General features: G+C 51.0%; 12 protein-coding genes and 1 tRNA gene. 11 read left to right on the top strand and 2 right to left on the bottom strand.

The genetic code is table 11. The annotated features are described in order from the left end of the window. Positions 1 to 20 precede the first annotated feature (20 nt). From gluQRS to panC, 5 genes are all read left to right on the top strand, one after another. Positions 21 to 905 (top strand): tRNA glutamyl-Q(34) synthetase GluQRS, encoded by an 885-nt coding sequence (gluQRS, locus tag EHW56_RS08495; RefSeq protein WP_152795029.1) that lies wholly within the window; start codon positions 21 to 23, stop codon positions 903 to 905. Positions 906 to 1008: 103 nt separating this feature from the next. Then, entirely contained in the window at positions 1009 to 2373 is a 1365-nt protein-coding gene (gene pcnB / locus EHW56_RS08490) for a polynucleotide adenylyltransferase PcnB (protein ID WP_152795106.1), read from the top strand. After that, positions 2370 to 2861: a 2-amino-4-hydroxy-6-hydroxymethyldihydropteridine diphosphokinase gene (folK, locus tag EHW56_RS08485; protein ID WP_077578745.1), complete on the top strand. Its 492-nt coding sequence runs from the start codon at positions 2370 to 2372 to the stop codon at positions 2859 to 2861. The genes pcnB and folK overlap by 4 nt, the downstream gene beginning before the upstream one ends. 35 nt (positions 2862 to 2896) lie before the next feature. Next, positions 2897 to 3691 carry a 3-methyl-2-oxobutanoate hydroxymethyltransferase gene (gene panB, locus EHW56_RS08480; protein ID WP_152795027.1) on the top strand — a complete coding sequence of 265 codons (795 nt, stop codon included), beginning with the start codon at positions 2897 to 2899 and terminating at the stop codon, positions 3689 to 3691. Positions 3692 to 3702: 11 nt separating this feature from the next. Continuing rightward, the gene (gene panC, locus EHW56_RS08475) at positions 3703 to 4596 is read left to right on the top strand and encodes a pantoate--beta-alanine ligase (RefSeq protein WP_152800405.1); all 894 of its coding nucleotides are present in this window, start codon (positions 3703 to 3705) and stop codon (positions 4594 to 4596) included. A gap of 11 nt (positions 4597 to 4607) precedes the next feature. Here panC and EHW56_RS08470 read toward each other — a convergent pair whose 3' ends face one another. Then, on the bottom strand, positions 4608 to 5870 hold the full coding sequence (locus EHW56_RS08470) for an HD domain-containing phosphohydrolase (protein ID WP_152795023.1): 1263 nt from the start codon (positions 5868 to 5870) through the stop codon (positions 4608 to 4610). A 297-nt stretch (positions 5871 to 6167) separates the two neighbouring features. Beyond that, a tRNA-Phe gene (locus tag EHW56_RS08465) sits at positions 6168 to 6243 on the bottom strand. A 363-nt stretch (positions 6244 to 6606) separates the two neighbouring features. Here EHW56_RS08465 and EHW56_RS08460 point away from each other — a divergent pair. The 6 genes from EHW56_RS08460 to EHW56_RS15615 are packed head-to-tail and all read left to right on the top strand — an operon-like array spanning position 6607 to position 12753. Continuing rightward, a complete protein-coding gene (locus tag EHW56_RS08460; RefSeq protein WP_152795021.1) occupies positions 6607 to 6864 on the top strand; it encodes an STAS domain-containing protein in 258 nt (85 codons plus the stop codon). A gap of 22 nt (positions 6865 to 6886) precedes the next feature. Beyond that, positions 6887 to 7246 (top strand): response regulator, encoded by a 360-nt coding sequence (locus EHW56_RS08455; protein WP_046074018.1) that lies wholly within the window; start codon positions 6887 to 6889, stop codon positions 7244 to 7246. 21 nt (positions 7247 to 7267) lie between these two features. Further along, the gene (locus EHW56_RS08450; protein WP_152799518.1) at positions 7268 to 9370 is read left to right on the top strand and encodes a chemotaxis protein CheA; all 2103 of its coding nucleotides are present in this window, start codon (positions 7268 to 7270) and stop codon (positions 9368 to 9370) included. A 9-nt stretch (positions 9371 to 9379) separates the two neighbouring features. Further along, the gene (locus tag EHW56_RS08445; protein WP_046074020.1) at positions 9380 to 9877 is read left to right on the top strand and encodes a chemotaxis protein CheW; all 498 of its coding nucleotides are present in this window, start codon (positions 9380 to 9382) and stop codon (positions 9875 to 9877) included. Between the two features lie 8 nt (positions 9878 to 9885). Beyond that, complete coding sequence (locus EHW56_RS08440) at positions 9886 to 10356, top strand: chemotaxis protein CheW (protein ID WP_046074021.1); 471 nt, start codon at positions 9886 to 9888, stop codon at positions 10354 to 10356. Positions 10357 to 10359: 3 nt separating this feature from the next. Beyond that, positions 10360 to 12753 carry a methyl-accepting chemotaxis protein gene (locus EHW56_RS15615; protein WP_152799516.1) on the top strand — a complete coding sequence of 798 codons (2394 nt, stop codon included), beginning with the start codon at positions 10360 to 10362 and terminating at the stop codon, positions 12751 to 12753.

The raw sequence follows: 12753 nt of genomic DNA, 5'->3' as shown, positions 1-12753 counted from the left end.
CTACTGTCTATGCGCTTATCATGACTTTGCAGACCGCTTATATTGGCCGTTTTGCCCCTTCCCCGTCGGGCCCGCTACACTTTGGCTCATTGGTGGCGGCACTTGGCTCGTATTTAGATGCGCGTGCACACCATGGGCAATGGCTGGTTCGGATTGAAGATATCGATCCGCCTCGGGAGCAGCCGGGCGCCGCGAGTGACATTTTGCGCACGCTAGAGGCGTTTGGTTTTGAGTGGGACGGAGAGGTGCGTTACCAAAGCCAGCACCTTTCTGATTACCAAGCACAAATAGAGGCTTGGCTTGCATCGGGACAGGCGTATTATTGCACCTGTACGCGTCGGCAGATTAAAGAGGCGGGCGGCGTCTACCCAGGTTGGTGTCGTGATAAAGGTAAAGGGGCGCAAGCGGCGGCGGTGAGACTAAAAAGTCCCGTCGAGGTGCTCGCTTTTCAGGACAGGTTGCATGGTACGCTTGGTCTTGATGCGCATCTTGCCAATGAAGACTTTATCATCAAACGACGCGATGGCTTGTATGCGTATAACCTTGCGGTGGTATTGGATGATATCGACCAAGGCGTGACCGATATCGTGCGTGGGGCGGATTTAATTATGCCGACAGGGCGCCATATCGCGTTGTACCAACAACTCGGCCAACCCGTGCCGCGTTATTTACACCTTCCTCTGGCTGTCAATGCAGAGGGACACAAGCTTTCTAAGCAAAACCGGGCTCCTGCCATTGATAATCAAGTGCCGCTGCCAGCTTTACGCGCAGCGATGACGTTTCTTGGTTTGCATGCAGTGGCTGAGCAAGAGGTGGCTAGTCCCACCCAATTATTGGACCTGGCGGTTAAGCGTTGGTCGTTGACACAGATACCGAGAAAAACGGAAGTGACGACAGCATTCTAAAATGGCCCACCCTGATATATTATATGCCGCTGTTTCATGGCCCGAACAATTAAATACGAGGTGAGCTATCTTTAATCGAGTGACCAGCTTTTGCCGTAAGGTTCTGAATCGTGATAGTAAAACACGCGAAATTGAGGATCTTAAGTTGGAAGTTATCCCCCGCAAAGCACATGGCATTTCGCGCAAAGGTATCAGCGAAAATGCGCTGAAAGTGCTTTATCGCCTGCACAAAGCGGGCTTTGAAGCGTACCTCGTTGGTGGCGGTGTGCGAGATTTATTGTTGGGGCGTGAACCCAAAGACTTCGATATTGCGACCGACGCAACGCCAGATGAAGTCAAAAAGCTGTTTCGTAACTGCCGGCTCATTGGGCGGCGTTTTCGTCTTGCCCATATCTTATTTGGCCGCGATGTGATCGAGGTCGCCACGTTCCGAGGCCATCACGGTAAAGGCGAAAAAGATAAGCAAACCGCTCGCTCGGAAGACGGGATGCTATTGCGTGACAATGTATATGGCACCATCGATGAAGACGCGCAGCGCCGTGACTTTACGGTGAACGGGCTGTATTACAATATCGCCGACTTTTCTATTCGGGATTATGCGGGGGGGCTCGATGATCTCAATAACCGCGTTATCCGCCTGATCGGTGATCCTGAAACGCGTTACCGTGAAGATCCGGTACGGATGCTACGCGCCGTGCGCTTTGCGGTTAAGCTTGATATGACGATTAATAGCGCGACAGCGGCGCCGATTGTCGAGCTTGCGCCGTTATTGCAAGACATCCCGGCCGCGCGAATGTTTGAAGAAAGCTTGAAGCTGTTGCAGTCCGGTCAAGGGTTCGCGACGTACCAAATGTTGCGCGAGTATAATTTATTTCAGCAGCTTTTCCCTGCCGTGGCCGCGCACTTTACCGAAGCGCAATCTAGCCAAACGGAACAGATGTTAGAGCAGGTATTACGCTCAACTGATAAGCGGGTGGTTAACGAACAGCGCATTAATCCGGCTTTCTTATTTGCTGCCATGCTTTGGTATCCCTTGGTGACACGGGCGGAAGAAATGGCATTTGAGAGTGGTTTGAGCTACTACGATGCCTTCATGGTGGCCGCCAGTGACATTGTGGATGAGCAAGTTAAGACCATCGCCATTCCGCGGCGCTTCACCGCCATGATACGTGAAGTGTGGCAATTGCAAATGCGTATGACTCGTCGCACTGGTGCGCGTGCGTTTAAAACACTGGACGAGAAAAAATTCCGAGCGGCATTTGATTTGCTCGAGATGCGCGGTGCGGTCGAAGGTGAAGAGACCGAAGCGCTGTGTGCGTGGTGGCGAGACTTTCAGCGTGCAGATCAAAGTGGCCGCCAAAAAATGGTGCGTGCGATCAATAAAGCTCATAATACGCGTAAACCCAAGTCTCGTCGGCGTAAGGGACCGCCACGTCGGCGTAAACCGCAGTCAAATTCAGACGCATGAATCGGGTATATATCGCCATTGGCAGCAATCTCGGTGAGCCTGTAGAAAAAGCCAAACAGGCGATTGCTGCGTTAAAGACACTGCCGCAGAGTCGTTTTGTGGCAGTATCAGCCCTTTATACCAGCAAACCCATGGGGCCGACCGATCAGCCCGATTATGTTAATGCCGTCGCGGCGCTGGACACCCAGCTTGACCCTCTGACACTATTGGATGCAACACAAGCCATTGAGCTTGATTATGGCAGGGAACGCAAAGCAGAGCGTTGGGGACCGAGAACCTTGGACCTCGATATTCTACTCTATGGCAATCGCGTCATTGATGAGCCGCGACTGACGGTGCCACATTACGGCATGAAAGTGCGTGAGTTCGTGCTTTATCCACTTGCCGACATCGCCCCCGACTTGTGCCTGCCTGATGGCAGCACCCTCGCCGCGTGCCTGACGCGCGTTGATCGCAATGGTTTAACCCGTATTAGCGATCACGCTTAATCGGTGGGCCCCAGTTTCAGGCTTTGGGAGACACAATGAAAAAAATCACAATTACCGATCTGATCACTTGGAAGCAGCAAGGGCAGAAGTTTGCGTCCTTGACTGCCTATGATGCGAGCTTTGCTCAATTATTTGAGCAGCAGGACGTGCCTGTTTTATTAGTTGGCGATTCGTTAGGCATGGTGTTGCAAGGAAAAAGCGATACCTTGTCAGTCTCGGTTGACGAGCTGGCGTATCACACCCGTTGCGTGCGAGCGGGCAGTCCCAACAGCTTGCTGATGGCCGATATGCCATTTATGAGCTTCGCAACGCCTGAGCAAGCCTGTACCAATGCCGCAGCGTTGATCAAAGCGGGCGCCAATATGGTCAAAATTGAGGGCGGATCATGGCTGGTTGATACGGTGAAAATGCTGACTGAGCGCGCCGTGCCGGTTTGTGCGCACTTGGGCCTCACCCCGCAATCGGTGAATATCTTTGGTGGCTTTAAAGTACAAGGCCGTGAGGAAGAGAAAGCGGAGCAAATGGTGGCCGATGCGGTCGCGCTAGAGAAGGCCGGTGCACAGATTATCCTACTTGAATGCGTGCCCGCCTCACTGGCTAAACGTATTACCGATACGGTGTCGGTGCCAGTGATTGGCATTGGTGCCGGCGGTGACACCGATGGTCAAATTTTGGTCATGCATGATATGCTCGGCGTATCGGCAAACTACATGCCCAAGTTCTCGAAAAACTACTTGGCAGAGGCCGGTGATGTGCGCGCTGCGGTGGCTAAGTATGTGCAAGAAGTGGCGAGTGGCGAATTTCCCGGTTCCGCCCACACGTTTAAATAGAGAGACCGAGTATGCAGGTAATTTCTGAGGTGGCGCCACTGCGCGATCAAATCAGCCAGTGGCAAAAAGCGGATAAGCGCATCGCCTTTGTGCCGACCATGGGGAATCTCCATCAAGGGCATTTAACCTTGGTTCGCAAAGCCCGGGAGCAAGGCGATGTGGTGGTGGTTAGCATTTTTGTTAATCCGATGCAATTTGATCGCGCGGACGACTTAACCTACTACCCGCGTACATTGGATGATGATTTGACCAAGTTGCGTGAGGAGGGCGTGGAGTTGGTGTTTACACCAACGGCCGATACCCTCTATCCACACGGACTGGATGCACATACTAGAGTTGAGGTGCCAGGACTTTCAACCATGTTAGAAGGGGCATCGCGCCCCGGTCATTTCCGTGGTGTCGCCACCGTGGTGAGCAAACTCTTTAATTTGGTACAGCCGGCGGTGGCCTGCTTTGGCGAAAAAGACTTTCAGCAATTGGCGGTGATCCGCAAATTGGTGGCAGACATGGCTATGCCGATTGAAATTATTGGTGTGCCTACCGTGCGTGAAAGCGATGGGTTGGCGATGAGCTCCCGTAATAACAACCTAACCGTCGATGAGCGTCAACGTGCACCAGTGCTGGCGAAAACCATGCGCTGGATGAGTGTACAAATGCGTAATGGGCGTCGTGATCTCGATGATCTGATTGAAGATGCTCACGATCAACTGCGTGCGGCGGGGTTACAGCCTGATGAATTTTATATTCGTGACGCCACGTCTCTTGCGCAATTGCATGAAAACAGCCGACAAGCGGTGATTCTCGTCGCCGCCTATCTTGGTACGACACGCCTTATTGATAACCTGACGGTGGAGCTGCATCGAGCCGTCGAGAAAGCGGACAAAGCTGATCCTAGTGGCGATTAATGTGTCGTCGCTTAGCCGTCAGCGTCCATAAAATACGAAATCCGGGTGCGCGGCTTCAGGTATTCTTTTACCGCGTCTGGCAATTTAGAGATAGGCACAGCCGTGTCTATCTCTAGCTCACTGTCACGCATGTCAATGATGGTGGCTTGATCAGAAGGAATATCCGGGTCATAAATCATCACATTGGGTTTAAGTAGGGCAGAGCTGTTCACCGAGATAATCATGCCGAGATCGTCATTCGACAACTTTACCACCGTTCCTGGCGGATAAACGCCCATCATCTTGACAAATAGTGCCAACAGACGCGGGTTGAATTTGGCTTTATTGTCTTTAAAAAGATGAGACAAGGCGGCAAAAGGCATCCGTGCGGATGCGCCAAACTGAGGACGACATAAGCGGTCAAAAAAGTTCACCATACTGACAATCTGCGCCGCTTCGTCGATGTCATCACCCAATAGGCCTTTGGGGAAGCCACTGCCGTTAGCAAACTCGTGGTGCTGGGCAATGATGGTTTCGACTTCAGGGGTACACTCTTCCATTTCTGCTACCAGCTCCGCCCCATAATTAACATGTTGACGGTAGTAATTCATTTCCGGCTCTGTCAGTCGCTCCTTTTTTCGCACGATGGCCGACGGCACCTTCTTGGTACCGATATCATGCAGCACCGCGCCGGTGATCAATGCGCGAAGCTGATCATTGTCGTACCCGTTACTGCGTGCCAACATCAGCGCGAGGACGGCCACATTCAGTGAGTGCGCATACATGTCTTCTGCCAGGCTCGGATCGTCCATTAGATGCAGGGTGACATTCGATTCGCTACCAAAGACCATCATGCTATCGACGAGCATGCGGACATCCTCGTTAGCCGCTTGTGGACGGTTGGCTGCCTTCATATTGATGGCCCGTAGCTGTGCCATCGAACGTTGATAATGCTTCTGCACTTTTTGAATGCGAGCACGAAAGCGGCGTTGTTCCTCTATGCGCTGTTGTTTTTCCTGCTCCATCGCCGCTTTTTCTCGGCTGACTGCATGTGGATCGACTTCATCCGGGTTTTCTTTTTTTTCTGTCAGCGCGGGTAAGGGGACTGTCGTACTTTTATCTGGGTAGTAGTAGACAAAGCTTGTTGGGAGCGAGCGTATCACCTTCGCTTGTGCCTCGCTTTCTATTTGAAAACGATTAAGCATAAACGGATGATCGCGCCATTTTAGCGGCAGTTTGATATAAAGACCGGCTTGAAGTCGCTCTGTTGAGAGTTTAATGCTATTGGCTGACATGCGTTAATGACACTCGATCCATGAGGTAAAAGACAAGAATAAACCCCAACAGATTACCATAAATAGGCGATGTTGAGTAAAAAGCCTAATCGCTATCGCACTGAACGGAAGTCGACTTAAAGGGTAGCAAAAAGTGCCAGAGGGGGATGCATTTGGTGTCGTGGCAAAGCGTTGCGTACCGTGTTTATAGCGGTGCGGCCTGCAAGGTGCGGCCTGCAAGGTGCGGCCTGCAAGGTCACCGACACGGTGTCGGCATAAAAAAATCCCCACTCGTGTAAGCAGGGATTTTCGTAAACATGGTGCCCGGAGGCGGAATCGAACCACCGACACGGGGATTTTCAATCCCCTGCTCTACCGACTGAGCTATCCGGGCTAAGGTGCTCTATTTAATAGCATTAACCTAAGAATGTCAAAGTCTATTTAACTGACGCATTCCATGGGTATAAACCTGAATTCCTGCCTGGCATATCGACTTTTTGTGATCTTATTCATTAATTTGCATTGACAAAAAGCCACATAAAGGTGTCTTTGCTTTGTCATTTATCCCGCCTGATTTTCTTATCTTATTGTTTTTTAATTTCTATTCTTGATGGTGCTGATTCATAAACAAGGCATTGACCAAAACCTCCTCAGCAAAAATAAGGCCTTATATAAGTTGTTCGATTGATTATTGCTACACTTATTCAACAAGCAAATGAGATATCTTTTTTTGACAACCGTTTAGGGCGGTTCAGCCATGCAAATAGAACTCGGAAAATCTCTCGATGTTTCTCACGTACAGCAAGCCAAAGCGGACTGGGAGGCGAAAGTCGCGGACGCCTCTTCATGTGTGATTGACGCGAGCCAACTGAGCCGAATCGATGGTGCTGGCCTGCAATTACTGCTGGGGTTGGTACTTTCGTGTGATGACCTTCAGTGGCAAAACGTACCGGATTGCTTACATACTTCGGCACAACATGCCGGCATGACGACTTTATTAAAGCTAAATACTTGATACACGGAGTAGGAGTAAAAGGATGGCCAATATACTAGCAGCGGATGATTCGGTGTCGATTCGGCAAATGGTGAGCCACACGCTAAAAGAGGCGGGTTATCAGGTTGAAACAGCGAATGATGGTGCAGATGCACTGCGAAAAGCAAAGTCTAAAAAGTTTGATCTCATCATTTCCGACGTCAACATGCCGGTGATGGATGGTTTTGAGTTTGTTAAACAAGTGCGAGGCGTGCAGCAGTACAAATTCACGCCGATATTGATGCTCACTACCGAAGCGTCTGCTGAGAAAAAATCGGCGGGTAAAGCGGCGGGCGCGACAGGATGGATTGTTAAACCATTCAACCCAGATACCTTACTGAAAACACTAAAGCGCGTGCTGTAAGGCGCATCAACGGAGGGTGATATGGCCATGGATATGGACCAGTTACGACGCATCTTTTATGAAGAATGTCGTGAGAACCTCGAAGTGCTGGAAAGAGAGCTCTTGGCGCTTGACCCGGGGGCGACAGATCTTGAATCCATTAATACCATTTTCCGTGCTGCGCACTCGATTAAAGGGGGGGCTGCCACCTTTAATCTTGACGATATTAGTCACTTCACTCATGTGATGGAAACCTTGCTTGACGAGGCTCGGGAGGGAAAGCGACAGCTCGACAGCCACACGATCGATGTATTACTGCGTGGTGGCGATTGTATCCTCGCGATGCTTGAAGCATACGAAAATGAGGCTGAGTACGACGAAAGCGAGCGAGATGCGGTGACTGCCGCCCTCAATGCGATTATGGACAGTGACGGTGCGGCTGATTTCTCTTCAAGTGCTTTATCCACGCAGCCGATATCGAGTGACCATGGCTCACAGGAGGCGATGGCCGCAGACATCGAAGAGTGGTTAATCACCTTTGTGCCTCACCCGGATATGTTGTTTTCAGGCAATGACCCTGTCCGGATTTTGCGTGAGTTACATGCATTACCGGGTGGGGCGGAAATTAGCTGTGATCCGACCCAACTGCCACGTTTTGCGCAGTTAGACCCTGAAAAGCTGTATTTACGTTGGGATATTCGGGTTGATGGACATGTCCCACGTGATGAAATCGAAGCGATTTTTGAATGGGTTGAAGACGAGTGCGATCTCACGATTACGCCTATCCATTGTGGCGAGGCCAGTGATGTGGATACCGAACCGGTTGAGGTGGAACCGTCTGCCACTGTGCCACAATCCCCGGAAAAGCCCGCCTCATCTTCTCAGCCCAAATCCGCTGCCAATAAAGCCAACAAACCTGCGGCGAAAAGCGAAGCCAGTGTGTCTTCTATCCGGGTGGAGATAGACAAAGTCGATAACCTAATCAACCTCGTGGGCGAGCTAGTGATTACACAGTCGATGCTGGCAGAGTTAAGTAGTGACTTCTCCCCAGAGCGGCTTGAGCAATTGCAATCTGGCCTTGAGCAACTGATGCTCAATACCAAAGAGTTGCAAGAAAGCGTGCTCGATATCCGCATGTTGCCGATCAGTTTTGCCTTTAACCGTTTCCCTCGTTTGATTCGTGATCTCTCCTCCCAGTTGGGAAAGCGGGTGGAGTTAGTTATTGAAGGCGAGAGCACCGAGCTAGATAAAACCGTGCTCGAACGAATTGCCGATCCGCTGGTGCATTTGGTTCGCAACGCGGTGGATCATGGCTTAGAAACCCCAGAAGTCCGCGCGGAAAAAGGCAAGCCTGAAACAGGGAAAGTGCATCTGAATGCTTACCATCAGGGCGGCTCGATTGTGATTGAAGTCAGTGACGATGGCGCTGGATTACATAAAGAAAGGATCTGGCGCAAAGCGCTGGATAAAGGGCTGATTTCAGACGACCTCCCGCTCAGTGAACTGACCGACGCGCATGTTTTTAATCTTTTATTTGCGCCGGGTTTTTCAACGGCGGAGCAAGTGTCTGATGTGTCAGGGCGTGGCGTGGGCATGGATGTGGTGCGCCGCAACATTGAGCAACTGGGCGGCAACATTGATGTGCACTCAGCCCCCGAGCAAGGCAGTACCTTTAAAATCAGCCTGCCGCTGACATTGGCTATCTTAGACGGTCAGCTGGTGAAAGTAGAAGGCCAAGTGTATGTGGTGCCGCTGATCTCTATCATTGAGTCGCTTCAGATTGATAGCCGCCAAATTAAAACCGCATCTGGTGTTCAGCTTTATCGGTTGCGAGAAGAAAACATTCCCATTCTTCGTTTAAAAGAAGAGTTTGAGCTCGGCAGCAGTGGCGACGATCTTGATAAACAGCTGCTTTGTTTGGTCGAAGCCGGGGATAAAAAGGTCGGCCTGCTACTTGATGAGCTGCTCGGGCAGCAGCAAGTGGTGATCAAAAGCTTGGAGTCAAATTATGCCCGCGTGCCTGGTATTTCAGGCGCGACCATTCTAGGGGATGGCTCTGTCTCACTTATTTTAGATATCCAAGGCTTAATCACTCAGTTTTTAGCACGTGTCAGCGATGCCAGCGGTCATATCGCGGCGGCATAAGGAGAGGCGATGCAGACGGTAACGGAATCAGACAATGTGCTCGATATCGATGATCGTGTTGAGCAACTGCAAGGCAGTGACTATCTGAGCTTCGAACTAGATGGCGAACTGTATGGCGTCGATATCCAAACGGTAGAGGAGATTCGGGTGTGGGAGTCACCGACACTGATCCCGCGCTCGCCCACTTTTATTTTGGGCGTGATCAACCTACGCGGAATGATAGTGCCCGTGATGGATTTACGTATTCGCTTTCAGGCCAAACAGGTCGATTATCACCGAGAAACCGTGGTGCTGATTTTGCGCGCCAGTGAAGTCGCCAATAACAAGGTGATGGGCGTAGTGGTCGATGCCGTTTCCGATGTGGTTGATCAAGGGGAGGGACAGATTATGCCTCCGTTTGGTGATTCTCAGGTGATTGCTTATGTCAGTGGCTTACTCAATGTCGGCGAACGGGTGATGTCGTTGGTGAATGTGGATGAGTTGTTGCGTATCGAGCGATGGATATAGGTGGGGATATGGCGCAATCGCGAGAATACTTAAGTTTCTTACTCGAGGATGAAGAGTACGGCGTCCATATTCTCGATGTGAAAGAGGTGAGAGGGTGGTCGGAAGTCCGTCGTATTCCTAACACTCTGCCTCACATGTTGGGGGTGCTGGAGTTACGGGGGGAGTACATTCCCATTATGGACATTCGCCAGTGCTTTGGTATGACGCCAGCGACGCTCACCGCCATGAGCGTCATCATTATTGTTCGCAACCAACAAGGGGTGTCGCTCGGTATCGTCGTGGATGCGGTGGCTGAAGTGCACAACTTGGAAAAAGAGCAAATTAAAGCCCCTCCGGGACTGCACCAACACGATGAGTGGTACATGGAGGGCATTGCGTCAGTGAATGACAGGCACCTGGTGTTGATTAACTTGGAACAGTTGTTCGACTTTGATCAGTTACAACAAAGCGCACAACCGGAAAGCGCAAACGAGGACTAGAATATGGCGTGGTTTAAAAGGGAAGTACAGCAAGACAACCAACAGACCAAACAGAATGTGCAGCTGTTAGCGGCACTTAATGTCGCGCCTGCTGCACTTGTGATGCTCGATAGTCAGCAGCAAGTCACCTTGATTAATCGACGTGCGTTGCAACTGTTGCAGTGTTATCAGGCCGCGATTCGCGAGCACGGCAATGTCGATTTCACCGCGCAAAGTGAAGTGCTGTTTGGTAAACCGATGAGCAGCATACTTGCGGCGGATTTGGTGGACTACCAACAGTGGCAGCAGCTTATTGACGACAAACCATCGGTCCAAACTGTCGAGTTAGGCGCGGGCAAGTTGCGTGTGTCTGCCAGTAAAGTCGCCGATGGGCAAGGCTACAGTGTTGAGCTGTGTGATGTGACGGCACGCGCCCACCAAACGGAGGAGCACCAACGTCTTAAAGGCGCATTGGATAACACCCACAGTGCGTTCGTTTTATTGGGACAACAGGGCGAAATCACCCATGTGAATGAGCAAGCGGTAAAACTGTGTAAACAGCATGAGAAAACTTTTCGTTTGAAAAACAGTGCCTTTGTTGCCAGCCGTGACGATATTCTTGGCAAACATATTGATTATCTTTTTCCTCAGCTGCAGCGCGAAACCTTTCATACCCCCGATAAGATGCCTATCAATCGGGATATTCGCTTTAAAGATGCGCGCTTTGAGTTTCATGCCACTGCCAGTTACGACCGTCACGGTAAGCATGTAGGCACCACGATTGAGTGGCGTGATGTCACTGAAAGGCGTAAGAAAGAGTCAGAACGTTCATTATTGGCGGCCGTGGTCGAGGGAATGACCACCAATGTAATGCTAGCAGATAAAGACGGTACCATTCGCTATCTTAACCCGGCAGTGACGGAGCTATTCAAGAGCCGTGAAGATGAAATGCGCGAGATTTTCCCCGGCTTCTCAACGGATAAACTCGTAGGCACTAGTATTGACCAATTCCACAAAAACCCAGCGCACCAACAGTCTGTGATTGCCAACCCCGACCGTATGCCATTTAAAGCTGAGATTACGGTCGGGGAACTCGAATTTGCGCTTAATTGTATTGCCCTCTACGACGATGACGATGAGTACATTGGCCCTGCGCTGCAATGGGAGGACATTACCGAGCAAATGGATAGTCAGCGCCAAGTTGAGCGTCTTATCGCAAAAGCGGCGGATGGTAATCTGAGCGATCGGATGAATACCAGTAAATATCGTGGCGCGATGGCAAAACTCGGTGAGGGGATCAACCAGTTACTGGATAGTGTTGTCGATCCGCTTAACGAGTGTATTCGCGTGATGCGAGGGGTCTCGAAAGGGGATCTCAAAACGACTATGCCGGAAGACTACAAAGGCGAGTTTGAAGATCTCAGCCAAGCGGTCAATGCATCGATTAATAACGTTCGTAACATGGTCGAAAAGATCACGCATTCGTCGGCACGGGTGGCGTCTGCGTCAGCCGAAATTGCTGAGGGAAATAACGACCTGAGCGAGCGCACTGAAGAGCAGGCGGCTAACCTGCAGGAAACGGCTGCCAGTATGGAGCAGATGACAGCGACCGTGAAGCAGAATGCGGAAAGTGCGTCATCGGCCAATACTCTCTCCACTAAAGCCAGTGAAAAAGCGCGCAAAGGCGGTGAAGTGGTCAAAGAGACCGTGGATGCGATGGCGGAAATTAACGATGCCAGCAAGAAAATTGCTGACATCATTGGGGTGATTGATGAAATCGCATTCCAGACCAATTTGCTGGCTTTGAATGCGGCGGTAGAGGCTGCGCGTGCGGGTGAGCAAGGACGTGGTTTTGCCGTTGTTGCTGGCGAGGTTCGTAACTTGGCGCAACGCAGTGCCGGCGCGGCGAAAGAGATCAAGGACTTGATCAAAGACAGTGTGGAAAAAGTCACGCAAGGGTCGAAGCTCGTGGACGAGTCTGGCGAAATGCTAGAAGAAATTGTCGCGTCGGTGTCGGAAGTCTCCCAGTTGATTGACAAAATTAATGCGGCGAGCCAAGAGCAAGCCACGGGCATTGATGAGATCACACGCTCAGTGGCACGAATGGACCAAATGACACAGCAAAATGCTGCGCTCGTTGAAGAAGCGGCCGCGTCTAGTCAGTCGATGAGAGAAGAGGGCGCGGAGTTAATTAACTTGATTGGCTTCTTCCAAGTGGATATTGATGCCGACAAGCTCGCAGATATTCAAACCCCGAGCTCGAAACCCAAGGTTACCCCGACTCACACGACTAAGATAGCGCCTAGAGCGAGCAGTGACAGTTACCGCAATGGTGAGGCCGCCAAAGCGCGTCTCAAGGCAGTGAACAGTCAAAAGTCGTCGAGCAATGAAGTCAGTGATGAGTGGGAGGAGTTTTAA

The sequence above is a fragment of the Salinivibrio sp. VGrn1 genome, assembly GCF_009377995.1.
Classification (GTDB): domain Bacteria; phylum Pseudomonadota; class Gammaproteobacteria; order Enterobacterales; family Vibrionaceae; genus Salinivibrio; species Salinivibrio siamensis.
Note: the sequence above shows the minus strand (reverse complement) of the source record. Positions and strands in the feature narration are given on the sequence as shown.

Excerpts from the sequence above, each read along its gene's own strand:
- EHW56_RS08450 (WP_152799518.1), top strand. The coding sequence starts at position 7,268 with ATGGCCATGGATATGGACCAGTTACGACGCATCTTTTATGAAGAATGT.
- folK (WP_077578745.1), top strand. The coding sequence starts at position 2,370 with ATGAATCGGGTATATATCGCCATTGGCAGCAATCTCGGTGAGCCTGTA.
- panC (WP_152800405.1), top strand. The coding sequence starts at position 3,703 with ATGCAGGTAATTTCTGAGGTGGCGCCACTGCGCGATCAAATCAGCCAG.
- EHW56_RS08445 (WP_046074020.1), top strand. The coding sequence starts at position 9,380 with ATGCAGACGGTAACGGAATCAGACAATGTGCTCGATATCGATGATCGT.
- panB (WP_152795027.1), top strand. The coding sequence starts at position 2,897 with ATGAAAAAAATCACAATTACCGATCTGATCACTTGGAAGCAGCAAGGG.
- EHW56_RS08455 (WP_046074018.1), top strand. The coding sequence starts at position 6,887 with ATGGCCAATATACTAGCAGCGGATGATTCGGTGTCGATTCGGCAAATG.
- EHW56_RS08470 (WP_152795023.1), bottom strand. The coding sequence starts at position 5,870 with ATGTCAGCCAATAGCATTAAACTCTCAACAGAGCGACTTCAAGCCGGT.
- gluQRS (WP_152795029.1), top strand. The coding sequence starts at position 21 with ATGACTTTGCAGACCGCTTATATTGGCCGTTTTGCCCCTTCCCCGTCG.
- EHW56_RS15615 (WP_152799516.1), top strand. The coding sequence starts at position 10,360 with ATGGCGTGGTTTAAAAGGGAAGTACAGCAAGACAACCAACAGACCAAA.
- EHW56_RS08460 (WP_152795021.1), top strand. The coding sequence starts at position 6,607 with ATGCAAATAGAACTCGGAAAATCTCTCGATGTTTCTCACGTACAGCAA.
- EHW56_RS08440 (WP_046074021.1), top strand. The coding sequence starts at position 9,886 with ATGGCGCAATCGCGAGAATACTTAAGTTTCTTACTCGAGGATGAAGAG.